The organism is Bradyrhizobium sp. DOA9, from assembly GCF_000617845.2.
Classification (GTDB): domain Bacteria; phylum Pseudomonadota; class Alphaproteobacteria; order Rhizobiales; family Xanthobacteraceae; genus Bradyrhizobium.
Window position 1 is genome coordinate 2,201,684 of record NZ_DF820425.1, and the last position, 20,863, is coordinate 2,222,546.

26 protein-coding genes and 1 riboswitch are annotated in these 20,863 nt (G+C 65.7%); of the genes, 13 read left to right on the top strand and 13 right to left on the bottom strand.

Features of this window, described 5'->3' with window-relative positions:
• Nucleotides 1-11: 11 nt before the first annotated feature.
• The 3 genes from BDOA9_RS10215 to BDOA9_RS10225 are packed head-to-tail and all read right to left on the bottom strand — an operon-like array spanning nucleotide 12 to nucleotide 2,688.
• On the bottom strand, nucleotides 12-1,400 hold the full coding sequence (locus BDOA9_RS10215) for an ATP-binding protein (protein WP_025033840.1): 1,389 nt from the start codon (nucleotides 1,398-1,400) through the stop codon (nucleotides 12-14).
• Nucleotides 1,401-1,417: 17 nt separating this feature from the next.
• Nucleotides 1,418-2,149: a response regulator gene (locus BDOA9_RS10220; RefSeq protein WP_025033841.1), complete on the bottom strand. Its 732-nt coding sequence runs from the start codon at nucleotides 2,147-2,149 to the stop codon at nucleotides 1,418-1,420.
• Nucleotides 2,146-2,688, bottom strand: a complete 543-nt coding sequence (locus BDOA9_RS10225; protein WP_025033842.1) for a MarR family winged helix-turn-helix transcriptional regulator — start codon at nucleotides 2,686-2,688, stop codon at nucleotides 2,146-2,148. The genes BDOA9_RS10220 and BDOA9_RS10225 overlap by 4 nt, the downstream gene beginning before the upstream one ends.
• Before the next feature lie 336 nt (nucleotides 2,689-3,024).
• Between BDOA9_RS10225 and BDOA9_RS10235 the strand changes: the two genes are divergently transcribed.
• The 5 genes from BDOA9_RS10235 (at nucleotide 3,025) to BDOA9_RS10255 (ending at nucleotide 7,274) form a co-directional block, all read left to right on the top strand.
• Entirely contained in the window at nucleotides 3,025-4,107 is a 1,083-nt protein-coding gene (locus tag BDOA9_RS10235) for a branched-chain amino acid aminotransferase (RefSeq protein WP_025033844.1), read from the top strand.
• Nucleotides 4,108-4,368: 261 nt separating this feature from the next.
• Entirely contained in the window at nucleotides 4,369-4,893 is a 525-nt protein-coding gene (locus BDOA9_RS10240) for a YegJ family protein (protein WP_025033845.1), read from the top strand.
• A gap of 135 nt (nucleotides 4,894-5,028) precedes the next feature.
• Complete coding sequence (gene hisS / locus BDOA9_RS10245; RefSeq protein ID WP_445291818.1) at nucleotides 5,029-6,477, top strand: histidine--tRNA ligase; 1,449 nt, start codon at nucleotides 5,029-5,031, stop codon at nucleotides 6,475-6,477.
• Nucleotides 6,478-6,557: 80 nt separating this feature from the next.
• The gene (locus BDOA9_RS10250; protein WP_082847808.1) at nucleotides 6,558-6,800 is read left to right on the top strand and encodes a tautomerase family protein; all 243 of its coding nucleotides are present in this window, start codon (nucleotides 6,558-6,560) and stop codon (nucleotides 6,798-6,800) included.
• Nucleotides 6,801-6,881: 81 nt separating this feature from the next.
• Nucleotides 6,882-7,274: a thioesterase family protein gene (locus BDOA9_RS10255; protein ID WP_025033848.1), complete on the top strand. Its 393-nt coding sequence runs from the start codon at nucleotides 6,882-6,884 to the stop codon at nucleotides 7,272-7,274.
• A gap of 14 nt (nucleotides 7,275-7,288) precedes the next feature.
• Here the strand turns inward: BDOA9_RS10255 and proC are convergent, their stop codons facing one another.
• Entirely contained in the window at nucleotides 7,289-8,113 is an 825-nt protein-coding gene (proC, locus tag BDOA9_RS10260; RefSeq protein WP_025033849.1) for a pyrroline-5-carboxylate reductase, read from the bottom strand.
• A 196-nt stretch (nucleotides 8,114-8,309) separates the two neighbouring features.
• Nucleotides 8,310-8,810, bottom strand: coding sequence for a YbjN domain-containing protein (locus tag BDOA9_RS10265; protein WP_025033850.1), 501 nt, complete (start codon nucleotides 8,808-8,810; stop codon nucleotides 8,310-8,312).
• A 433-nt stretch (nucleotides 8,811-9,243) separates the two neighbouring features.
• Nucleotides 9,244-9,402, top strand: a riboswitch (FMN riboswitch).
• A gap of 77 nt (nucleotides 9,403-9,479) precedes the next feature.
• Between BDOA9_RS10265 and BDOA9_RS10270 the strand changes: the two genes are divergently transcribed.
• On the top strand, nucleotides 9,480-10,034 hold the full coding sequence (locus tag BDOA9_RS10270; RefSeq protein WP_025033851.1) for a 6,7-dimethyl-8-ribityllumazine synthase: 555 nt from the start codon (nucleotides 9,480-9,482) through the stop codon (nucleotides 10,032-10,034).
• Nucleotides 10,035-10,147: 113 nt separating this feature from the next.
• Here the strand turns inward: BDOA9_RS10270 and BDOA9_RS10275 are convergent, their stop codons facing one another.
• The 5 genes from BDOA9_RS10275 to lgt all read right to left on the bottom strand — a co-directional run bounded on the left by BDOA9_RS10275 (nucleotide 10,148) and on the right by lgt (nucleotide 14,746).
• On the bottom strand, nucleotides 10,148-11,101 hold the full coding sequence (locus BDOA9_RS10275; RefSeq protein WP_025033852.1) for a ribose-phosphate pyrophosphokinase: 954 nt from the start codon (nucleotides 11,099-11,101) through the stop codon (nucleotides 10,148-10,150).
• A 194-nt stretch (nucleotides 11,102-11,295) separates the two neighbouring features.
• Complete coding sequence (locus BDOA9_RS10280; protein ID WP_025033853.1) at nucleotides 11,296-11,913, bottom strand: hypothetical protein; 618 nt, start codon at nucleotides 11,911-11,913, stop codon at nucleotides 11,296-11,298.
• 84 nt (nucleotides 11,914-11,997) lie between these two features.
• On the bottom strand, nucleotides 11,998-12,765 hold the full coding sequence (gene pgeF / locus BDOA9_RS10285) for a peptidoglycan editing factor PgeF (RefSeq protein ID WP_025033854.1): 768 nt from the start codon (nucleotides 12,763-12,765) through the stop codon (nucleotides 11,998-12,000).
• Complete coding sequence (locus tag BDOA9_RS10290) at nucleotides 12,762-13,880, bottom strand: class I SAM-dependent methyltransferase (protein ID WP_025033855.1); 1,119 nt, start codon at nucleotides 13,878-13,880, stop codon at nucleotides 12,762-12,764. The genes pgeF and BDOA9_RS10290 overlap by 4 nt, the downstream gene beginning before the upstream one ends.
• Nucleotides 13,881-13,900: 20 nt before the next feature.
• Nucleotides 13,901-14,746, bottom strand: a complete 846-nt coding sequence (gene lgt / locus BDOA9_RS10295) for a prolipoprotein diacylglyceryl transferase (RefSeq protein WP_025033856.1) — start codon at nucleotides 14,744-14,746, stop codon at nucleotides 13,901-13,903.
• 192 nt (nucleotides 14,747-14,938) lie between these two features.
• On the opposite strand from lgt, the gene BDOA9_RS10300 reads away from it, so the two are divergent.
• The 4 genes from BDOA9_RS10300 to ychF all read left to right on the top strand — a co-directional run bounded on the left by BDOA9_RS10300 (nucleotide 14,939) and on the right by ychF (nucleotide 17,995).
• Nucleotides 14,939-15,205, top strand: coding sequence for an accessory factor UbiK family protein (locus BDOA9_RS10300; protein WP_025033857.1), 267 nt, complete (start codon nucleotides 14,939-14,941; stop codon nucleotides 15,203-15,205).
• Nucleotides 15,206-15,390: 185 nt separating this feature from the next.
• On the top strand, nucleotides 15,391-16,107 hold the full coding sequence (locus BDOA9_RS10305) for a 50S ribosomal protein L25/general stress protein Ctc (protein ID WP_025033858.1): 717 nt from the start codon (nucleotides 15,391-15,393) through the stop codon (nucleotides 16,105-16,107).
• A 61-nt stretch (nucleotides 16,108-16,168) separates the two neighbouring features.
• Entirely contained in the window at nucleotides 16,169-16,774 is a 606-nt protein-coding gene (gene pth, locus BDOA9_RS10310; protein ID WP_025033859.1) for an aminoacyl-tRNA hydrolase, read from the top strand.
• A gap of 123 nt (nucleotides 16,775-16,897) precedes the next feature.
• Nucleotides 16,898-17,995 (top strand): redox-regulated ATPase YchF, encoded by a 1,098-nt coding sequence (gene ychF / locus BDOA9_RS10315; protein ID WP_025033860.1) that lies wholly within the window; start codon nucleotides 16,898-16,900, stop codon nucleotides 17,993-17,995.
• Between the two features lie 153 nt (nucleotides 17,996-18,148).
• On the opposite strand, the gene BDOA9_RS10320 is transcribed toward ychF, so the two are convergent.
• Nucleotides 18,149-18,445 carry a DUF4282 domain-containing protein gene (locus BDOA9_RS10320; protein WP_018648333.1) on the bottom strand — a complete coding sequence of 99 codons (297 nt, stop codon included), beginning with the start codon at nucleotides 18,443-18,445 and terminating at the stop codon, nucleotides 18,149-18,151.
• 190 nt (nucleotides 18,446-18,635) lie between these two features.
• Between BDOA9_RS10320 and BDOA9_RS10325 the strand changes: the two genes are divergently transcribed.
• The 3 genes from BDOA9_RS10325 to BDOA9_RS38770 all read left to right on the top strand — a co-directional run bounded on the left by BDOA9_RS10325 (nucleotide 18,636) and on the right by BDOA9_RS38770 (nucleotide 19,911).
• Nucleotides 18,636-19,088 carry a MaoC family dehydratase gene (locus BDOA9_RS10325; RefSeq protein WP_025033861.1) on the top strand — a complete coding sequence of 151 codons (453 nt, stop codon included), beginning with the start codon at nucleotides 18,636-18,638 and terminating at the stop codon, nucleotides 19,086-19,088.
• On the top strand, nucleotides 19,088-19,567 hold the full coding sequence (locus tag BDOA9_RS10330) for a MaoC family dehydratase (RefSeq protein ID WP_025033862.1): 480 nt from the start codon (nucleotides 19,088-19,090) through the stop codon (nucleotides 19,565-19,567). Before BDOA9_RS10325 ends, BDOA9_RS10330 begins: the two co-directional genes overlap by 1 nt.
• A 197-nt stretch (nucleotides 19,568-19,764) precedes the next feature.
• A complete protein-coding gene (locus BDOA9_RS38770) occupies nucleotides 19,765-19,911 on the top strand; it encodes a hypothetical protein (RefSeq protein WP_025033863.1) in 147 nt (48 codons plus the stop codon).
• A gap of 39 nt (nucleotides 19,912-19,950) precedes the next feature.
• On the opposite strand, the gene BDOA9_RS38775 is transcribed toward BDOA9_RS38770, so the two are convergent.
• Nucleotides 19,951-20,088: a hypothetical protein gene (locus BDOA9_RS38775; RefSeq protein ID WP_192859552.1), complete on the bottom strand. Its 138-nt coding sequence runs from the start codon at nucleotides 20,086-20,088 to the stop codon at nucleotides 19,951-19,953.
• Between the two features lie 234 nt (nucleotides 20,089-20,322).
• Entirely contained in the window at nucleotides 20,323-20,745 is a 423-nt protein-coding gene (locus BDOA9_RS10335; RefSeq protein WP_025033864.1) for a hypothetical protein, read from the bottom strand.
• Nucleotides 20,746-20,863 lie beyond the last annotated feature (118 nt).

Genomic DNA, 20,863 nt, shown 5'->3' on the forward strand with positions numbered 1-20,863 from the left:
AGTGCGGTCGGCTACACCGGAATCCGCACGCTCGCCCTCAATCCCCCCATCGGGCTGTCACCCAGCGTGATGTCGCCGCCATGCGAGCGGGCGATGTCGCGGGCGATCGCGAGCCCGAGGCCGGTGCCGCCTTCGTCCTGGTTGCGGGCGTTGTCCAGCCGCAGGAACGGCTTGAACACCTCTTCGCGCAAATGCGCGGGAATGCCCGGGCCGTCGTCATCGACGGTGACGGTCAAATAACGGTGATCGCGCTGACCGGTGATGGCGATGTTCTTGCCGTAGCGCGCCGCGTTGGTGACGAGGTTGGCGAGGCAGCGCTTGAACGAGGCCGGCTTCACCGTCACCACGGGCAGGCCGTTGAACGCGACGGTCGCGGTATGGCCGTGGCGTTCGGCATCGCTGCGCAGCTCCTCGAGCGCCTGCGCCATGTCGGTCGGCTGCGACTGCTCGCCGGAATCGCCGCGGGCAAACGCGAGATAATCCTCCAGCATCATCGACATCTCGTCGACGTCCTTGCGCATGCCCTCGAGCTCCGGGCTGTCGCCGATCAGCGCCAGCTCGAGCTTGAAGCGGGTCAGGATGGTGCGCAGATCGTGGCTGACGCCGGCGAGCATCGCGGTGCGCTGCTCCATCGTGCGCTCGATGCGCGACTTCATCTCCAGGAAGGCGACCGCCGCGCGCCGCACCTCGCGCGCGCCTCTGGGGCGGAAATTCGGCGCTTCGCGGCCCTTGCCGAAGCTCTCGGCGGCATCGGCAAGGCGCAGGATCGGCTTGATTTGGTTGCGCAGGAACAGCACCGCGACGATCAACAGGATCGAGGACGTGCCGACCATCCAGAACAGGAAGATCTCCGAGTTCGAGGCATAGGCGGCGCTGCGCTGCGCAAACACGCGCATCACGGCATCGTCGAGCTGGATGCGGATCTCGACCAAATTGGAGCGGCCGACCGTATCGATCCAGAACGAGCGGCCGATCTGGCGGCCGAGCTGCACCGACAGCGTCTGGTCAAGCAACGAGAAGAACGGTTTTGGTCCCGGCGGCGGCATGTCGCCGGCGGGCAGGAAGTCCACGACGAGGCCGAGCCGCTGCTGGGCGATGCGGCGGATCTCGTTGCGGTCCTTGTCCTGCGGATAGCCCTTGTAGACGTCGATGAGTGCGGCGATGTCCTGCACCACGGCTGCCGACAGGCGGCGCGTCACCGTATTCCAGTGCCGCTCCATGAACACGAAGGCGACGACCGATTGCAGGATCACCATCGGCACGATCATGATGAGGAGCGCGCGGGCGTAGAGGCCGGTCGGCATCCAGCCCTTGAACGCGTTGCCCATCCAGCCATTGGCGGCGGAGACGCGGCCGGCGGCGCTCTTCAGAAGCGTCAGGCCGGTATCGATCGTGCTCATCTCGCGCGCTTCACTGGTTATGGCGAGGCCACCAGGCGGTAGCCGATGCCGCGCACCGCCTGCAGGAACAGCGGATTGGCAGGATCGGTCTCGATCTTGCGCCGGAGGCGGTTGATCTGCACGTCGACGGCGCGCTCGTTGACGCTGCCATTGCCGGTCAGAGCGCTGCGCGGCACGGTCTCGCCCGGCGTCTCCGCGAGAATCCGCAGCATCTCGCGCTCGCGGTCGGTGAGGTGGATGACCTCCTCGCCCTGGCGCAATTCGCCGCGTTCGAGATGGTAGACATAGGGGCCGAACGCGATCTTCTCGACGGCCGTGGCCTGCGGCGGCGGCGCTGCGCGCTTGAGGATGTTGTTGATGCGCAGCGCCAGCTCGCGCGGCTCGAACGGTTTTGCGACGTAATCGTCGGCGCCGATCTGCAAGCCCTCGATGCGGGCTTCCGCCTCGTGGCGCGCGGTCAGCATCACGATCGGCACCGACGACGAGGTGCGGATGAAGCGGGCGAGGTCGAAGCCGGTCTCGCCGGGCATCATGACGTCGAGGATCAGGAGATCGAAATGCAGGCCCATCAGCTTCGAGCGCGCATCGCCGGCGCTCGCCGCGGTGGTGACGCGGTAGCCTTCACTCGCAAGAAAGCGCGAGAGCAGGTCGCGGATGCGGCGGTCGTCATCGACCAGCAGGAGATGCGGAGCATCGTCGGCCGGTTGCACCGGCGGGCGGGCGAGCGTGGCAGCGAGCGGCACGGTCACTCCTTGGCGTCTTGGTTGACGGAAGCGAAGATCGTCTCGAGCACCTTGTCTGGATCGTCGCGGTCGATCATCGCGCGCAGGAAGCGCTTGACCGTCTCGGCGTCCTGCGAACCCATCTCGGCGAGCGCCCTGGTGATCCGCGTGGTCTGCAGCCCGGCGAGCTTCTGCACCAGCGCCTCGCCCTTCGGCGTGGCGTAGAGCAGGCGCTGGCGACGGTCATTGTCGCCGGTCTTCTGCACGATATAGCCCTCGTCCAGGAGCTGCTTCAGCACCCGGCCGAGCGACTGCTTTGTAATGCGCAGGACGTCGAGCAGGTCGGCGACCTTCAGCCCGGGATAGCGGTAGACGAAGTGCATGACCCGGTGATGGGCGCGGCCGAAGCCGAACGCCTCCAGCTCCTGATCGGGATCGCCGACGAAATCGCGATAGGCGAAGAACAGCAGCTCGATGATATCCCAGCGCAAATTGCCTCCATCGCCTGCGGCCGGCCGAGGCGCGGCAGCGTCTTGAGAAGGAGTCGCGAAATTTATGTCAGGCATATTGACGTATCTTGGGTTCAATGTTACAAAACGATCGACCCGGACGAAATTTTAGATCGTTTCGCGCGGGTGGCATCGGAGCAGGACGGCCGGAGAGAGCCGGACAGGCGGCGACGGCCGAAGCAGATCTACCGTGCGATTGTCGAGCGGCATTTCGGCAAAACATACTGGACTTCCGCCTTCCGCAAAAGCATGTCCTCGGGGACATGCTGGCCGCGGAAACCGGCCGTAACATGGCTGGTGGTTGTCCGGCCAGAAACCCAATCAAGCCAACCGGGCCCGAACGGGCAGGCGGGCGCGAGAAACAGCGCCGCCACCGGCAGGGGAGGCAAGGACATGAGCATGACATTCGACATCCAGCCCGCATCCAATCCGACGTCCGAGAAGGATCGCGTCGCCAAGCTGGTGGATCCCGGCTTCGGGCGGGTCTTCACCGACCACATGGCGATCGTTCGCTACAACCAGGCCAAGGGCGGCTGGTACGAGGCGAAGATCGAGGCGCGGGCCAACTTCCAGCTCGATCCCGCAGGCGCGGTTCTGCACTACGCCCAGGAGATCTTCGAAGGCCTGAAGGCCTACAAGCGCGACGACGGCGGGGTGAACCTGTTCCGTCCGGACGCCAATGCGCGCCGCTTCAAGGACTCCGCCGAGCGCATGGCGATGGCGCAGCTGCCCGAAGACGTCTTCATCGAGGCGGTCGAGCAGGTCGTGCGCATCGACCGGGCCTGGATGCCGGGCGGCGAGGGCAGCCTCTATTTGCGCCCGTTCATGATCGCGAGCGAGACCTTCCTCGGCGTCAAGCCGTCGTCCGAATACATCTTTTCGGTGATCGCCTCGCCTGTCGGCTCCTACTTCAAGGGCGGGCCCGCGCCGGTCTCGATCTGGGTGTCGGAGAACTATACGCGGGCCGCGGTCGGCGGCACCGGCGCCGTCAAGTGCGGCGGCAATTACGCCGCCAGCCTGCGTGCGCAGGCCGAGGCGATGCAGCACGGCTGCGACCAGGTCGTCTTCCTCGATGCGATCGAGCGCCGCTACGTCGAGGAGCTCGGTGGCATGAACGTGTTCTTCGTGTTCGACGACGGTTCGCTGACGACGCCGCCGCTCGGCACGATCCTGCCCGGCATCACCCGCGACTCCATCATCACGCTGGCACGGGACGCCGGCAAGACCGTGCGCGAAGAACCCTATTCGCTCGAGCAATGGCGCAAGGATGCGGCCTCGGGCAGGCTCAAGGAAGCCTTCGCCTGCGGCACCGCCGCCGTGATCTCGCCGATCGGCAAGGTGCGTTCGGTCAGCGGCGACTTCGAGATCTCCGGCGGCGCCGCCGGCCCCGTCGCCATGGGCCTGCGCAAGCAGCTCGTCGACATCCAGTACGGCCGCACCAACGATCCGCACAACTGGATCCGCAAGGTGTTTTGATGCGCTTACCCTCCCCTGGAGGGGTCCGGGACGAGCGTAGCTCGCCCGTGGTCGATCGCGCGTAGCGCGAGCGGGGTGGGATGATCTCTCCACTCGGGCAGTGTTCGATGTGGAGAGATCTTCACCCCACCCCGCTACGCATTTCGCTTCGCTGCATGCGTAGCGACCCTCCCCCCCAGGGGAGGGTAAGAGCAGCATGAACGCCCCGCCGCGATCCCGCGACAAAGCCAGGACACAACAAGCATCCTGGACATCGCGATCATGGCGCCCAAACTCTCCCAACCCATGAAATGGGTCGTTCTCGCCGCCATTACCGGCATCTCGGTTTTCGGCATCCTGACCATCGGCCCGACGCACGAGGTCGTCGCGCAGGACCGCTCGCCGATCGTCGACGTGCGCACCGGCGATCCCGAGATGAATGCGGCGATCGCGCGCGCCCGTGGCTCCCTCTCCACCTTCTGGGCCTCCTATGAATCGCCAAAGCCGTCCGAGACCGGACACGCTTTGAAGGTGCACTTCACGACCCGCCGGGGCGGCGAGCACGTCTGGATCGGCGAGCTGAAGAAGCAGCCCGGCGGGACATATTCGGGCCTGTTCGCCAACGAGCCGCGCGATCTGCCGGGCAAGCGGGCCGGCGATAAGGTCAAGTTCGCGGAGGCCGACATCTCGGACTGGATGTTCATGCGCAACGGCAAGATCGTCGGCGGCGAAACTATCAAGCCGACCCTGAAGTCGCTGCCCAAGGCCGACGCGGACGCGCTCCGGGCGCGGATGGAGCAGCCGTAGGGCAGTTGCCGCCTCCCGCGCCGGCTGGTAAACGCGCGCATGGCCGAGAAACCCAAAAAACCCCAGAAACTGAAGGCGCGCCTGCCGCGCGGGCTCGAGGATCGCGACCCTGCCGCGATCCGGGCGACGCGCGAGATGGTCGAGAAGATCCGCGCCGTCTACGAGCTCTACGGTTTCGAGCCGGTGGAGACGCCGGCGATGGAATATACCGACGCGCTCGGCAAATTCCTGCCTGACCAGGACCGCCCCAACGAGGGCGTGTTCTCGTTCCAGGACGACGACGAGCAATGGATCAGCCTGCGCTACGACCTGACCGCGCCGCTGGCGCGCTATGTCGGCGAGCGCTACGGCACCGACGGTCTGGTGCTGCCCTATCGCAGCTACCGCGTCGGCTATGTCTTCCGCAACGAGAAGCCCGGCCCCGGCCGCTTTCGCCAGTTCATGCAGTTCGATGCCGACACGGTCGGCTCGGCGACGCCGGCGGCGGACGCCGAGATCTGCATGATGGCGGCGGACACGATGGAGGCGCTCGGGATCGCGCGGGGCTCCTATGTCGTGAAGGTGAACAACCGCAAGATTCTCGACGGAGTGATGGAGGCGATCGGGCTCCACGGCGATAGCGATGCCGGTCGACGGCTTACGGTGCTACGAGCGATCGATAAGGCCGACAAGTTTCCGGTCGACGAAGTAAAGAAGCTGCTTGGTGAGGGACGCAAAGACGAAAGCGGCGACTTTACAAAAGGAGCCGGGCTGAACGACAAGCAGATTGCGTCTGTGTTGTCTGTGGTCGTGGCCAAAGATCTCAACAGTCTCAAGCAAGCGCTTGATCAAATAACGATGGACACGAAGGGAGTGCCCGACCCCCATGGCGGGCCGGGCCATCTACCGTATGAAGATGCCTTGAATGAGATGCTCGAGGTGTTTGCTCCCCTAGTAGCCGCTGCGGGTTACGATGACGGGCGTATTCGCATCGATCCTTCGGTGGTGCGGGGGTTGGAATACTACACTGGCCCTGTCTTCGAAGTTGAACTCCTCCTCGACACCAAGGACGAGAAGGGCCGCCCGGTACGCTTCGGCTCGGTCGGCGGCGGCGGGCGTTATGACGGCCTCGTCTCGCGCTTCCGCGGCGAGCCGGTGCCGGCAACCGGTTTCTCGATCGGCGTGTCGCGGCTGCAGGCGGCGCTGACGCTGCTCGGCAAGCTCGACACGCGGCCCGAATTCGGACCCGTGGTCGTCACCGTGTTCGACCGCGACCGCGTCGCCGACTACCAGAAGATGGTCTCGAGCTTGCGCAGCGCCGGCATCCGCGCCGAGCTTTATCTCGGCAATCCCAAGAACATGGGCAACCAGCTCAAATATGCCGACCGCCGCAACTCACCTTGCGTCATCATCCAGGGCTCGGATGAAAAGGCGCGCGGCGAGGTGCAGGTCAAGGACCTGATCGAAGGCGCCAAGGCGGCCGCAGCGATCGCGTCCAACCAGGAATGGCGCGAAACTCGGCCGGCGCAATTCTCGTGCAGCGAAGCCGAACTCGTCGCCAGGGTGCGCGAGGTCCTGGCCCGCCATGACGTGAGCTGGGGCTAGCCATTCGCCTCGATCGTCATGCGCGGGCTTGACCCGCGCATCCATCTTCAAAATGATGGATTGCCGGGTCAAGCCCGGCAATGACGAGTGAACGACGAACGACCAGCAGGGAGAGAAAAATGCCTGAGATCACCATCAGCATGGCCGAAGGCCGTACCGACGAGCAGAAGGCCGGCATGATGCGCGACATCACCCAGGCGCTGGTGAAGAATCTCGGCGTCGATGCCGATGCCGTCGTCATCCAGATCAACGAAGCCCCGCTCCGCCACAAGATGAAGGGCGGCAAGACCTTCGTGGAGCGCGCGGCGGCGGCGAAGAAGTAGCTTCGGCCGGCGCGGCATTTTCCGCTGTCGTCCCGGACAAACGTCAGCGCTGATCCGGGACGACACCGTGTGTGAGGGTCCATGGACGCACGCGATTTCATCACAATCGGCATGAGTGCCGAGCGCACGCTGGTGGTCCCGGTGGAGCGCACCGTCGGCCATTTCGTGTCAGGCATGCCGTTTGTCTACGCGACGCCGATGATGATCCTGGAGATGGAGATGGCATCGGGCGATGCGATCCGCGCGGCGCTTCAGCCGGGCTGGGTCACTGTCGGTACCGAGGTCGACATCCGCCATCTTGCCGCCGCGCTGGTTGGCGCGACGGTGCGGACCACCGCAAAGGTGGTCGCCGTCGAGCGCCGCGTCATCCGCTTCGAGGTCGAGGCGTTCGAAGGCACGCGCAAGCTTGGCGAGGGCCGCCACGCCCGCGGGCTCGTCAATGTCGAGATGTTCAACAAGCGGCTCGGGGCGTAGCGCGCGCCACCGGTTTACTTCGCCAATTCCTTCGATCGCTGCGTCGCCGCGGCGATGGCGCGGATCATGAGATCGCGCAGGCCCGGCTCGCCCATCAGCACACTGAGCGCTGCGGCCGTGGTGCCGCCGGGCGAGGTGACGTTCTGGCGCAGGGTGTTCGATGGCAGCTCAGACCGGTGCAGCAGCTCGCCGGAGCCGGCGACGGTCTCGCGGGCGAGCCTGGTCGCCAGCGATTCGGGCAATCCCGCTTCGATGCCGGCGCGCGCGAGCTCTTCCGCGAGCAGGAACACATAGGCTGGCCCTGAGCCGGACACCGCGGTGACCGCGTCCATCAATGCTTCGTCCTCGACCCATTCGACCGAGCCGGTGGCGCGCAGCAGCGCGTCGGCCACCGCGCGCTGCGCGGCGCTGACGTCGTTCGCTGCGACAGCGACGGTGATGCCGCGGCCGATTGCGGCCGGCGTATTCGGCATTGCGCGCACCACGGCGCCGCCGCAGACTTCCTGGAGCGAGGCGATCGTGGTGCCCGCCATGATCGAGACCACCGAGGTCTTGTCCGAGACGAACGGCTTCAGCTTGGCGCCGGCCTCGCGGAACATCTGCGGCTTCACCGCCACGACCAGCGTCTCGACGACGCCTGCGGTGTTCACGTCAGGATTGAGCGCGACGCCCTTGGCGGCCAGCGCGGAGATCTCGGGCGCAATGTGCGGCTCGATCACCGCGACGCGGCGCGGATCGAGCCCGCCTGCCAGCCATCCGGTCAGCATCGCGCCGCCCATCTTGCCGGCGCCGGCGAGCAGGATGGTGCCGGTGACGTTTTGGAGGGTGTTGTTCGCCATCGGTGTCGCCAATTACTCGGTGTCGTCCCCGCGAAGGCGGGGACCCATAACCACAGGCCGTTCTAATGGACGGAGGGCAGAGCAACAAGCGTTGTGCCGCAAGCGAAGTCGCGCAGTATGGATCCCGGATCGGCGCGCGCTTTGGGCGCGCTTGTCCGGAATGACGTGGGCAGGGAGCGTTGGCTCCCTTACGGCCCTACGCCTCGCCCACCGTGTCGAACATCGCCGCGTCCATTGCCTCCGCGGTGCTCTTGCCGGCCCACACCACGAACTGGAACGCGGGGAAGTAGCGCTCGCACGCATGGATGGCGCCGGCGAGCATGACCTCGCATTGCGCGGGCGAGGCGGTGAGGCCGCCCGGCAGCACCAGGGCCTGGCGGTGCATCACCATGCCGGTGTTGGTCCACAGGTCGAAATGGCCGACCCACAGCTGCTCGTTCACGGCGGCGACGAGCCGCTGCACCTCGCCGCGGCGCGCGGGCGGAATCTTCATGTCGAAGGCGCAGGCCAGATGCAGCGCCTCGATCTCGCCCATCCAGGTGAAGGAGAGCTGGTAGTCGGTCCATTGTCCCTTGGAGACAATCGTGAGCTCGTCCTCGCCGGAGCGTTCGAACGGCCAGTTGTTGCTGGCGGCGATGTCCTCGACCACCGCGAGCGGATGGTTTCTGGAATCGATAGTGCCTTCGAGCAGGGACATGCCGTCTCGACCTCTTGCCTTCTTGTTGTCTTTGATACGCACGCGGTTGGGCCCGGCGCGCACTCCCTAAACGTCGCTGCGGCGTCCCCTCGGATCAGCCTTTGCAATCCCCTCGGAGTCGCTGTTGCGACCCCTCGGATCAGCGCGGGCCTGTCGCGGATCAAGTGATGTGATTTGCGGAATCTGCGCAACGGGGTCGCGAGTCCGTCCACAAGCCAGGACTCGTTCGTCCACAGCTCATCTCCGCCACAATTCTTAACGAACGAGAACAAACCGGAATCGGATTCGGCAAAAACTCTGTCCGCAAATTCCGCCGGGCGAGGGCCGGGCCGCCATGCGGGCATGGGACCATGCGCCTTGCCCATGCGGAACACGCTTGCCGCGACCGCCCCCCGGCGGCATATTTCCGACAAGGCCGTCCATTCCGGGCGGCCGATGTTCTCAGGGCGGGGTGAAAGTCCCCACCGGCGGTAAGGGCCGAAAGGCTTATAGCCCGCGAGCGCCTTCCGCGAGGGTGTCCCGAACGGAAGGGTCAGCAGATTCGGTGCAATTCCGAAGCCGACGGTTAAAGTCCGGATGAAAGAGAACGGTCGGTGGCAGACGCATCGCAAGGTGCGGCTGTTTGTCGTTCCGTGTGCCCTGATTCTGGTCCTTGAACCGAGGAAAGCCATGAATCAGATGCTGCAAGACCCCCAAACCGAAATGTCCCAAACGCCGCCGGTTCCCGTGGACCCGGCCCTTTCGCATCCGCGCTTCGCCAAGCCGCAGCGGGTGGCCTTCGTGCAGGCCTGCTGGCACCGCGACGTGGTCGCGGAAGCCCGCATCGCCTTCATGACGGAGGCGGAAGCCCGCCACCTCACCCATGTCGACGTGTTCGAGGTGCCGGGCTCGTTCGAGATCCCGCTGCACGCGCAGATCCTCGCCAAGACGCGGCGCTACACCGCCATCGTCGCGGCCGGCCTCGTCGTCGACGGCGGCATCTACCGCCACGAATTCGTCGCCGACACCGTGATCAAGGCGCTGATGGACGTGCAGCTGCGCACCGAGGTGCCGGTGTTCTCGGCCGTGCTGACGCCGCAGCAATTCCACGAGACCGAGGTGCACTACGACTTCTTCCGCAGGCACTTCGCGATCAAGGGCGTCGAGGTCGCGACCGCCTGCGCGGAGACGTTGCACGGCCTGGAGCGCCTGCGCGGCCAGGTCGCGGCGGGGATCGTGGGGTAGGCTCACTGCCGCAGGGTGGGCAAAGCGCAAGCGTGCCCATCACCTTCCTTACAAAAGAAAAGGTGGGCTCGGCGCTTTGCGCCTTTGCCCACCCTACGAGACTGATGACGGTGTCAGTCGAACAGGCTCGACACCGATTCTTCCGCCGCCGTGCGCGCGATCGCGTCCGAGATCAGGCTGGCGATCGGCAGCGTGCGGATGTTCGGCGCCTTGGTCACCGCGTCGGTCGGCAGGATCGAGTCGGTGATCACCAGCTCCTTCAGCTTGGAGCCGGAGATGCGCGCGGCGGCGCCGCCGGAGAGCACGCCGTGGGTGATGTAGGCGTAGACGTCCTTGGCGCCCTTGGCGATCAGCGCATCGGCCGCATTCACCAGCGTGCCGCCGGAATCCACGATGTCGTCGACGAGGATGCAGGTGTAGCCGGCGACGTCGCCGATCACGTTCATGACCTCGGATTCACCCGGGCGCTCGCGGCGCTTGTCGACGATGGCGAGCGGGGTGTTGATGCGCTTGGCCAGGCCGCGCGCGCGGGCCACGCCGCCGACGTCGGGAGAGATCACCATGACCTTGGAGAGGTCGAACTTGTCCTTGATGTCGCGCACCATCAGCGGCGCGGCGTAGAGATTGTCGGTCGGGATATCGAAGAAGCCCTGGATCTGGCCGGCATGCAGGTCGAGCGTCATGACGCGGTCGACGCCGGCTTGCGTGATCAGGTTGGCGACGAGCTTGGCCGAGATCGGCGTGCGCGAGCCGGATTTGCGATCCTGCCTTGCGTAGCCGAAATAGGGCAGCACCGCGGTGATGCGGCGCGCCGAGGAGCGGCGCAGCGCGTCGGTGATGATCAGCAATTCCATCAGATGGTCGTTGGCGGGGAACGAGGTCGACTGGATGATGAAGGCATCCGAGCCGCGGACGTTCTCCTGGATCTCGACGAAGATCTCCATGTCGGCGAAGCGCCGCACCACCGCCTTGGTCAGCGGCAGGTCGAGACCCTGCGCGATCGCCTGGGCGAGGGCCGGATTGGAGTTGCCGGCGACGAGCTTGATTGAGCCGTTTTTGGCCGACATGGACGCTTCCTCCCGCGCTTTGCTGGATACGACCTTCAACATGAGAAAATACCCGCTGGCAGCACGGTTACGACGGGCGAGGAAATATCAGGCGGAAGGCTGCAATGGCAACCCGGGAGGCTACGTTTTCCCTGCGAAAATCCCGAGTCGGGCCAACGGCTTGGCCGCAACTTGAGCCCGTGGTTTAGCGGGGGTTATTGCTCGGCATAGCCGAGCGCTGCGGCCGGCATATCAGGCGCGGGAGCGTCCTTGACGACGCTTGCCACCGCCGGTCCCCGCAACGCCGGAGCCGCACCGGGTGCATCCGGCGTTCCGTTGATCATGTTGGAAAGTCCGCTGAATCCGGCCTGGGCGATTTTCCGCAGCACGAGGTCGTCGGCAGCCGACCACGCGTCGCGGCCGCCCTTGGCCGAGGTCGGTTCCTCGCCGGACAGGCGTAGCGCCCGCTGCTGGTTGGCGTCGTAGACGTCCCAGACCCAGGCGATCACGGTCTTGCCGCGCACCACCTGGGCGGAGAGGTAGCTGCGCACGCGATAGGCAGCCGCGCCTTCGCGGGAGACCACGGACAGGCTGCGCAGCTTGGATTCGCTGTCGAGCACGCCGACCATGCGGTCGAACACGTGCGGCGGCGGTCCGTCGATCGATTCGAAGGCAATTGTCGCCCAGCTGCCGGCGCTCGGCGCCATCGCATAGGAATTGGCGGCACTGCCGCCGCCACCGGCGCAGCCGCCAAGCGCGGCCGCCGCCGCCAGCAGCATGACCGCCAGCACGCGCGAACCCGCGCGGCGGAAGATGAATGACGCGTCCCTCATTATGGAGGGCAGCGATATCGTTAAAATCGATTAAGGTCTAGGGCAGGCGCGACACAACGCACCGTCATTCCGGGGCACGAGCCCTCACCCCTCCAGCGCGATCGCGTGAACGTGGCGGCCGTAGTCCGGCTCCTTGCGATGCACCGAGCGGCGATAGCTGAAGAAGCGCTCGTCGGAATAGGTGTCGAGGGCGAGGTCGTCGATCATCAGGATGCCGGCGGCCTCCAGCCGCTTGCGGATGAAGCCGGCGAGGTCGAACATCGCGTGGCCCTCGCGCACCGAGGGGATGAAGAACACGGCGTTCTCCGCATCCTGGTCGATGAAGCGCGCGACGAACTCGTTGCCGACCTCGTAGCTGTCCTGGCGGATCAAGGGGCCGATCGCGGCAATGATGCCGCCGCGGGTGGCGCCGAGCTGCTCCATCGCCGCGATGGTGGATTCCAGCACGCCTGTCAGTGCGCCCTTCCACCCCGCATGCGCGCCGCCGATGACGCGCGCCTCCGGATCAACGAACAGCACCGGTCCGCAATCGGCGGTGGAGACGCCGAGCGCGATGCCGGGCGTCTTCGTCACCAGCGCATCGCCCTTCGGTCGCGGCCCGCTCGGCCACGGTGCCTCGGCAACCAGCACGTCGGGCGAATGGATCTGGTGCAGGCTGAGGAAGTGCTCGGGCGCAACGCCGACATGCTCGGCCATGCGGCGCCGGTTCTCGGCGACCAGGGCCTGATCGTCGTTGGAGCCGAGCCCGCCGTTCAGCGCGGAATAGATGCCGCCGGAGACGCCGCCTTCGCGGGTGAAGAAGGCATGGCGCAGGCCGGGTACGGCGGACAGCAGCGACGAAGCTATCGTCATGAGGCCTCTCCCGCCTGCTCGAGATCGCTGAGACCGGCAAGGCCCGTCAGCCGCGGCTCGGAGATGCCGAGCACCTTGAACATCGAGCCCATGCCGCCACGTCCGGTATCGGTCAGGCGCTTGAGCGCCACCGAAATGTCGGTGGCGATTTCGGGCGCAGCTTTCTGCATCAGGGCGGCGGCGCGGGTGTCGATGCCGATCCGCTTGAGGAAGTCGCCTTGCGTCACCGGCCCGTGCACGCGCGCACCGACATCCTCGGCCGCGCGCGCCAGCGCCTGGAAATCGACATGGGCGGTGACGTCGGCCTGGCCCGGCGCCCTCAAGGGATCGGCGAAGGTATGGCGCGCGATGGCCTGGAAGGTATCGCCGGCGTCGCTGCGAAGATGACCGTAATCGATGATCAGCGCCGCGCCGTCCTGATCGCGCACGCGCGTGGCGAGCTTCATGATCTCGCCGTCGGGGCGCCACTCGAACACGGCGCCGATGGGGGCGGCGCGCACCAAGGGCGGCAGCAGCACGTCGAAGCGCGGCGTCGGCTCCGGCGCCGCGCCGAACTGAAGCTTGCCGTTGGGATCGATCTCGATCACGCGCTCATGCCAGCCGTTCTCGAGCCGGACCATCTGGTGAATGGGCAGCACGTCGAAATATTCGTTGGCGAGGATGATGCTCGGGCCCTCCGGCACCTCGTCGATGCTGTCGTGCCAGGCGATGTTGCGGACGTTCGCCAGCGCCGCGCTCTGCCGGTCGCGCAAGACGGGATTGACCTCGACCATGTGGATGTGGAGCGCCTGGTAGAGCGGCGGCAGCACGCGGAGCGCGCGCAGCGCATCCGCCATCATCGTGCCGCGGCCGGGGCCGAGCTCGATCAGCCGCAGGAATTGCGGCGAGCCCATCTGCTTCCACACCGAGGCGGTCCACAACCCTAATAGTTCGCCGAACATCTGGCTGACTTCGGGCGCCGTGGTGAAGTCGCCCTCGCGTCCGAGCGGATCGCGCGAGACGTAATAGCCGTAGCGCGGATGCATCAGGCACAGTTCCATGTACCGCCAGACCGGCATCGGCCCGGAGGATTTGATCAGCGCCTTGATCTCGTTGAGGAGCGGCTGGTCGGTCACGGCGATCTTCTCGAAATGAATTAACGAATGGCCGGGGCGGGCGTCGGCGCACCGCGCCTGACAGCCCATACAATAAGTATGAGGCCTACGATAAGCATCGGGATCGACAGCAGCATGCCCATGGTTAATCCACCCCAGAGAAAACCGAGCTGCGCGTCCGGCTCGCGGAAATGCTCGCCGGCGATGCGGGCCAGGCCATAGACCAGGATGAAGGCGCCGAGGATCATGCCGGGGCGCTTCAAGGCGCCGAACCGGATCATGATCGCCAGCACCGTGAACAGCAGGATGCCCTCCATGCCGGCCTGGTAGAGCTGGCTCGGATGGCGCGGCAGCTGCGTCGGATCGTTGGGGAAGATCATCGCCCAGGGCAGGCTCGGGTCGGTGGCGCGGCCCCACAATTCGCCGTTGATGAAATTGGCGATGCGTCCGAGCAGGAGCCCGACCGGGGCGACCGCGGTGGTGATGTCGCCGAGCGACAGGATCGAGATGCCGTTGCGCCAGGCGAACCACATCACCGCGACGACGCAGCCGAGGAAGCCGCCATGGAACGACATCCCGCCCTCCCACAATTTGAAGATCGCGGCGGGATGATCGATGAAGAAGGGCAGGTTGTAGAACAGCACGTACCCCGTGCGGCCGCCGAGGATGATGCCGAGCGTGACCCACAGGATGAAGTCGTCGATCTGCAGCAGCGATATCGGCGCCGGACCGCCCCACAGGCGTTCGTTCTTCAGCAGCGAGCGCGCATAGAGCCAGCCGAAGACGATGCCGCAGATATAGGCCAGCGCGTACCAGCGGATCGCGAACGGGCCGATCTCGATCGCGGTCGGCTTGAAGGCGGGGAAGTCGATCAGCAGAAACGGCATCGCGCCTTCTATGTTCAAGCGGGATCGCGGGCGCCGGCCGACGCCCCGTGATACCTCTTATGCAGGGACGTTGAATACGATTGCAAGGAAACCGGCGCATGACAAGGATACCGCCGCTTCGCCCTTGAACCAGCCCCCTCAGATTGCCATTGTCTCCGTTGAGTTCGCGCAAAGTTTATCGAAAGGCCCACAATGACCCAGACCAACAACCGGTTTTTCGACGAGATCGGCCGCCTGATGAACGACGCCGCCGGTGCTGCCCAGGGCGTCAAGCGCGAGTTCGATTCCGTGATGCGCAACCAGGCCGAAAAATTCCTGCGCGACATGGACCTCGTCAAGCGCGAGGAGTTCGAGGCGGTCAAGGACATGGCGCGCCTGGCGCGCGAGGAGAACGAAGCGCTGAAAGCGCGGATCGCAGCGCTGGAGGCGAGGCTCGGGGGGGGCACCCCGACGTCGTAGAGCGCTGTCTCTCTGACCCTCCCCCTCCAGGGGAGGGTGCCAGCCCATTCTCCTTGTCATTTCCGCAGCTTCCGGGTAAAAGCCCGCCACGTCCGCGGCCCCCGCACCCCTGGAGGCTTGCTGCGGACCATGCCATGGGCCGCCTTGCGGCCCATTAACTTTTGCAAAAACAAGGACTTAACGACATGGCGACGACCGTCAAGGAATTGAAGGCGACCGCACGTCCGAAGAGCGGCAAGGGGGCCGCCCGGGCTGAGCGTCGCGCCGGGCGAGTGCCCGGAGTGATCTACGGCAACAACCAGCCCCCGCTGACGATCTCGATCGAAGATCGTGAACTGCGCCAGCGCATCCTCGCCGGCCGGTTCCTGACCACGCTGGTCGACATCGACCTCGAGGGCAAGAAGCACCGCGTCATTCCGCGCGACTACCACCTCGATCCGGTCAAGGACTTCCCGATCCATGTCGACTTCATGCGGCTGGGCGAAGGCGCCACCATCCGCATCAGCGTTCCCCTGCACGTGGTGAAGGCGGAAACCTCCCCGGGCGTGAAGCGCGGCGGCACCGTCAACATCGTCGCCCACGCGATCGAGCTCGAATGCGGCGTCGAGAGCATCCCGCAATACATCGAGGCTGATGTCGGCTCGCTCGAGATCGGTCACTCCCTGCATCTGGCCGACGTCAAGCTGCCGGCCGGCGTCAAGGCGCTGACCCGCGAGGACGCGACCCTCGTCACCATCGTGCCGCCGTCCGGTTACGCCGAAGAGCAGAAGGCCGCGGCTGCTGCCGCTGCTGGTGCGGCGCCGGGCGCTGCGGCTGCTCCGGCCGCTGGCGCTGCGGCTCCGGCCGCTGCTGCTCCTGCCGCTGCTGCCAAGGCTCCCGCCGGCGGCGACAAGAAGAAGTAATCTCTCGAAAGAGCTGGCGCGTGGTCCCTGATCGCGCGCTAGCTGAGGGGCGCGCCGCGTCATGCGACTCTTTGTTGGGCTCGGCAATCCCGGCGCGAAATACGCACGTAACCGGCACAATATCGGCTTCATGGCCGTCGACGAGATCGCGCGGCGTCATGGCTTTTCGCCGTGGCGCCGCCGCTTTCAGGGCGAGACCTCGGAAGGCGCGCTCGGCACGGAGCGCGTGATCCTGCTCAAGCCCACGACCTACATGAACGAGTCCGGCCGCAGCGTTCAGGAAGCGGCGAGCTTCTTCAAGATCGCGCCGGGCGACACCACGGTGTTTCATGACGAGCTCGAACTGCCGCCGGGCAAGGTGCGGGTGAAGATCGGCGGCGGTATCGCCGGCCATAACGGCCTGCGCTCGATCTCGGCGCATATCGGCAACGATTATCGCCGCGTGCGCCTCGGCATTGGGCATCCCGGCGTCAAGGAGCTGGTGCACGGCCACGTGCTGTCGGACTTCGCCAAGGCCGACAACGAATGGGTGGCGACGCTGTGCGAGGCGGTCGCCGAGCATGCCGCACTGATCGCCAAGGGCACGGACGCGACCTTCGCCAACAGGGTGCATCTGGCCATGCAGGCGAAGGGATTTTTGACCAAGGACGAGAACGGCAAGGAATAACACCTGTCATCGCCGGACTTGATCCGGCGATCCATCCTTCGAAGATGATGGATGCGCGGGTCAAGCCCGCGCATGACGAGTTCGGAAGACATTGACGCGCGGAGCGCGGAGGCCAGGACCACCATGGGATTCAAATGCGGGATCGTCGGATTGCCCAATGTCGGCAAGTCGACCTTGTTCAATGCGCTGACCGAGACGGCCGCGGCGCAGGCTGCGAACTATCCGTTCTGCACCATCGAGCCGAATGTCGGCGAGGTCGCCGTGCCCGATCCCAGGCTCGACAAGCTCGCGGCGATCGCCAAGTCGGGTCAGATCATCCCGACCCGGCTGACCTTCGTCGACATCGCCGGCCTGGTGCGCGGCGCCTCCAAGGGCGAGGGCCTCGGCAACCAGTTCCTGGCCAACATCCGCGAGGTCGACGCCATCGCGCATGTGGTGCGCTGCTTTGAGGATTCCGACATTACCCATGTCGAAGGCAAGATCGCCCCGCTGGCCGACATCGAGACCATCGAGACCGAGCTGATGCTCGCCGACCTCGACAGCCTCGAGAAGCGCGTCGACAACCTCACCAAGAAGGCCAAGGGCAACGACAAGGATGCCAAGGAGCAGCTCGACCTCGTGAACCGCACGCTGGTACTGCTGCGCGACGGCAAGCCCGCGCGCCTCGTCGAGCGCAAGGCCGAGGAGGAGCGGGCGTTCGCGATGCTTGGCCTGCTGTCGTCAAAGCCCGTGCTTTACGTCTGCAACGTCGAAGAGGGATCTGCGGCCACCGGCAACGCCTTCTCCAAGGCGGTCGAGGAGCAGGCCGCCAAGGAAGGCGCGGTCGCCGTCGTCATCTCCGCCAAGATCGAATCCGAGATCGCGACCATCTCGCGTGACGAGCGCGCGGACTTCCTGGAGACCTTGGGCCTCGAAGAAGCCGGCCTCGATCGCCTGATCCGCGCCGGCTACGGCCTGCTCGACCTCATCACCTACTTCACCGTGGGCCCGAAGGAAGCGCGCGCCTGGACCATCCATCGCGGCACCAAGGCGCCGGCGGCGGCCGGCGTGATCCACACCGATTTCGAGAAGGGTTTCATCCGCGCCGAGACCATCGCTTACGACGATTACGTCGCCCTCGGCGGCGAAGCCGGCGCCCGCGATGCCGGCAAGCTCCGCCTCGAAGGCAAGGACTACGTCGTCGCCGACGGCGACGTGATGCATTTCAGGTTCAATACGTAGGCTGGATCTCGTGCCCCGGACGCAGCGCAGCGACCAACATCGGTGCCGTAGGGTGGGCAAAGCGAAGCGTGCCCACCACCTCCCTCATATTGCGGAATGATCGTGGGCACGGCGCTGTGCGCCTTTGCCCACCCTACCGCACCTGTGCGTGCCTCATCGCATCCCGCCGCCCTGGTCCCGGATCGCGCCGAGATGCTCGTTGATGCGGAACACGATCAGGATCAGCTCCGCGACGATGCGCGAGAACACGATGCCGACCACGACGCTGGCGATCGAGGACAGCAGCACCAGGAAACCGCCGAACGGGCTGATCGCCATCGCGGCGAGCCCTGAGAAGATGCCGGAGAGGCCGAACAGGCAGATCAGCGCGATCACCAGCCAGTAGAAGGTCTTGATGATCGTCGGCGTGATGAAGCGGTCCCATTGGAACAGGTCGCTGAATGAAAACATTGCTCTCCCCAAGTCAAATCCCAAGGCAATCCCAAGGCGAATCGGGACTTCAAATCGGGCTTCGGCCGTCGATCGATCCGACTCAAATCAACGCCGATCCCACGTATGTAGCACGAGCCATGCGAGCCGGCGGGTTGAGATTGCCGCAAAGTGCGGCCACAATCTGTCATTCCCGCAAAGCTTTCCCGAGATGACCCTGACCTTCGAAGATTTTCCGCCCGGCCGGTTCGGAACGTTCGGCCCGCGCCATGTCACCCGCGACGAGATCCTGGCCTTTGCCGCCGAGTTCGATCCGCAGCCGATGCACCTCGACGAGGCGGCAGCGGCTGCGAGCATGCTGCGCGGCCTGTCCGGTTCGGGTTGGCACCTGTGCTCGCTGATGATGCGGATGATGGCCGACGGCTTCATCACGCGCGCCGCGTCGCTGGGATCTCCCGGCGTCGACGAGGTGCGCTGGCTGTCGCCGCTGCGGCCCGGCGATGATCTCACGCTCGACGTCGATGTGCTGGAGGCGCGGGCCTCGAAAAGCCGTCCCGAACTCGGCATCGTCAAGTTCAAATGCACCGCGCGCAATGCGGCGGGGCAGGCGCTCGCCGAGATGACCTCGCCGATCCTGATCAAGCGGCGCGAGGGGGCGGCCTGATGCGGTTCTTCGAAGACATCGCGATCGGACAGCGCCGGGAGATCGGCGCCTATACGTTCACGGCGGAGGCCATCAAGACATTCGCGGCCAAGTTCGATCCGCAACGCTTTCACCTCGACGAGGAGGAGGGCAAGAACTCCCTGTTCGGCGGATTGGCTGCTTCGGGCTGGCATGTCGGCTCGGCCTGCATGAGCCTGCTTGTCGCCGACGGCCAGCGTCTGGCGCGCGAGGCCATCTCGCGCGGCGAAGAGGTCGCGATATGGGGCCCGTCGCCGGGATTTCGCGACCTGCGCTGGATCAGGCCGGTGCTCGCCGGCGACATCGTCTCCTACGTCAATGAAGTCGTCGACAAGCGCACCTCCGCCTCCCGTCCCGGCTGGGGCATTTTGACGGCCCGCACCACCGGCACCAATCAGCGCGGCGAGGAGGTCTATTCCATCACCGCGTCCGCCTTCGTGCCGCTGCGCAAGGGCGGTTAGATCCGTTCCAAGATGAACGGGCAAATGAGTGCGCGAGTGTTGCCCGCGCGCTATGGACGCTGTTCCGGGTGGCTGCCATAAGCCTGCGCAACACGGTTACCGCCAGGCAGTTTCGCGGAACCAGTCAGTTGCTAACTAATTATGAACCTGTCGCTGTCTATTTGAAACGAATGGGGCAGAGACAGGGGACGAGGACCATGGCAGATCGCGGCGCACTCAAAATTGTTGGATTCATCTTCGCGACCGCGACGCTGGCCGTGATGCTGGTCGCCGGCATGGTGGTGAAGGGCTATGCCGATGGCGCCTACACGCTGGAAGCCTCGACCGTGGAAGCGGCCCGTTAAGAATTCGTTCACGATTCGCGGCCGGCATCCGGCCGCAGCTCAGCGGCTATAGACGAACGCCAGGACGGCGATCGCAACCGCCAGCAGCCCGACAAAGCGCAGAATGATCGTGCCGAATTGATTCGGCGCGGGCCGCAACGGGATCGGGTCCGTGGTGTCGGGCCGAATGCTTTCCATCTGAAATGTCCCCCGAGCCCGGCCGCGATGGCACGGGCGCTTGGCGTTTGTCGCCGAAAAGGGGCTGGGGGTTCAATGGTGGGCGTTGGCCGCGCCACATTCTCCGCTGTCATGCCCGCCTTCGCGGGTGATGACACCTGTTGTGTCCGAGAAACGGCTGCGGCCCCTCCACAAAGCAAAACCGCCGCGCTCCCTTTCCGGGAACGCGGCGGCCAATGATGCGGTGCTGACCGATCAGCTGTTGCGCAGGCCGTCGGCGGCGCGTTTCCACTGCGCGACGTTGTCGGCGATCATGCGGGTCGACTTCATCGCGGCCTGGCTGAGCTGGGCGTAGCCGGAGATCTCGCGCTGGACGCGCTGGCCTTCGGCGTGGAGCAGGTCGCGCAGGCTCTCGAGCTCGGAGATCAAATTCTCGATCTCGGCGAGCGAGGTGCCGGCGACGCGCTGGATCAGCGAGTTGACGTTGTTGACGGTGGCTTCCGCGCTCGGGTCGAGCGGCGGCGCGTCGGCGGTGCCGGACGCCGGACGGCGCAGATAGGCGATGTCGTTGCGGACGAAATCGCGGATGCCGGCCTCGACCTCGGTCACGGCGGCGAGGTTGGGTTCGACCGTCTCGGTCTCGGTGGCTTCGACCTTTTCAGGACGCATGGCGTTCATCGTTGTTCCCCTGTTCGCGTTGGGCGCAGCGCGAGTGTCCCCCGCACGACGACGTCTGTGAGGCAGGGCCGCATCAGGGCGTCCGATTTTGACCGCAAATGGGCCGAGATGCGGCAAG

Coding starts and splice junctions, on each gene's coding strand:
- BDOA9_RS10215 (WP_025033840.1), bottom strand. CDS start 1,400: ATGAGCACGATCGATACCGGCCTGACGCTTCTGAAGAGCGCCGCCGGC.
- BDOA9_RS10225 (WP_025033842.1), bottom strand. CDS start 2,688: ATGCCTGACATAAATTTCGCGACTCCTTCTCAAGACGCTGCCGCGCCT.
- BDOA9_RS10235 (WP_025033844.1), top strand. CDS start 3,025: ATGAGCATGACATTCGACATCCAGCCCGCATCCAATCCGACGTCCGAG.
- BDOA9_RS10240 (WP_025033845.1), top strand. CDS start 4,369: ATGGCGCCCAAACTCTCCCAACCCATGAAATGGGTCGTTCTCGCCGCC.
- hisS (WP_445291818.1), top strand. CDS start 5,029: ATGGTCGAGAAGATCCGCGCCGTCTACGAGCTCTACGGTTTCGAGCCG.
- BDOA9_RS10250 (WP_082847808.1), top strand. CDS start 6,558: ATGACGAGTGAACGACGAACGACCAGCAGGGAGAGAAAAATGCCTGAG.
- BDOA9_RS10255 (WP_025033848.1), top strand. CDS start 6,882: ATGGACGCACGCGATTTCATCACAATCGGCATGAGTGCCGAGCGCACG.
- proC (WP_025033849.1), bottom strand. CDS start 8,113: ATGGCGAACAACACCCTCCAAAACGTCACCGGCACCATCCTGCTCGCC.
- BDOA9_RS10265 (WP_025033850.1), bottom strand. CDS start 8,810: ATGTCCCTGCTCGAAGGCACTATCGATTCCAGAAACCATCCGCTCGCG.
- BDOA9_RS10270 (WP_025033851.1), top strand. CDS start 9,480: ATGAATCAGATGCTGCAAGACCCCCAAACCGAAATGTCCCAAACGCCG.
- BDOA9_RS10275 (WP_025033852.1), bottom strand. CDS start 11,101: ATGTCGGCCAAAAACGGCTCAATCAAGCTCGTCGCCGGCAACTCCAAT.
- BDOA9_RS10280 (WP_025033853.1), bottom strand. CDS start 11,913: ATGAGGGACGCGTCATTCATCTTCCGCCGCGCGGGTTCGCGCGTGCTG.
- pgeF (WP_025033854.1), bottom strand. CDS start 12,765: ATGACGATAGCTTCGTCGCTGCTGTCCGCCGTACCCGGCCTGCGCCAT.
- lgt (WP_025033856.1), bottom strand. CDS start 14,746: ATGCCGTTTCTGCTGATCGACTTCCCCGCCTTCAAGCCGACCGCGATC.
- BDOA9_RS10300 (WP_025033857.1), top strand. CDS start 14,939: ATGACCCAGACCAACAACCGGTTTTTCGACGAGATCGGCCGCCTGATG.
- BDOA9_RS10305 (WP_025033858.1), top strand. CDS start 15,391: ATGGCGACGACCGTCAAGGAATTGAAGGCGACCGCACGTCCGAAGAGC.
- pth (WP_025033859.1), top strand. CDS start 16,169: ATGCGACTCTTTGTTGGGCTCGGCAATCCCGGCGCGAAATACGCACGT.
- ychF (WP_025033860.1), top strand. CDS start 16,898: ATGGGATTCAAATGCGGGATCGTCGGATTGCCCAATGTCGGCAAGTCG.
- BDOA9_RS10320 (WP_018648333.1), bottom strand. CDS start 18,445: ATGTTTTCATTCAGCGACCTGTTCCAATGGGACCGCTTCATCACGCCG.
- BDOA9_RS10325 (WP_025033861.1), top strand. CDS start 18,636: ATGACCCTGACCTTCGAAGATTTTCCGCCCGGCCGGTTCGGAACGTTC.
- BDOA9_RS10330 (WP_025033862.1), top strand. CDS start 19,088: ATGCGGTTCTTCGAAGACATCGCGATCGGACAGCGCCGGGAGATCGGC.
- BDOA9_RS38770 (WP_025033863.1), top strand. CDS start 19,765: ATGGCAGATCGCGGCGCACTCAAAATTGTTGGATTCATCTTCGCGACC.
- BDOA9_RS38775 (WP_192859552.1), bottom strand. CDS start 20,088: ATGGAAAGCATTCGGCCCGACACCACGGACCCGATCCCGTTGCGGCCC.
- BDOA9_RS10335 (WP_025033864.1), bottom strand. CDS start 20,745: ATGAACGCCATGCGTCCTGAAAAGGTCGAAGCCACCGAGACCGAGACG.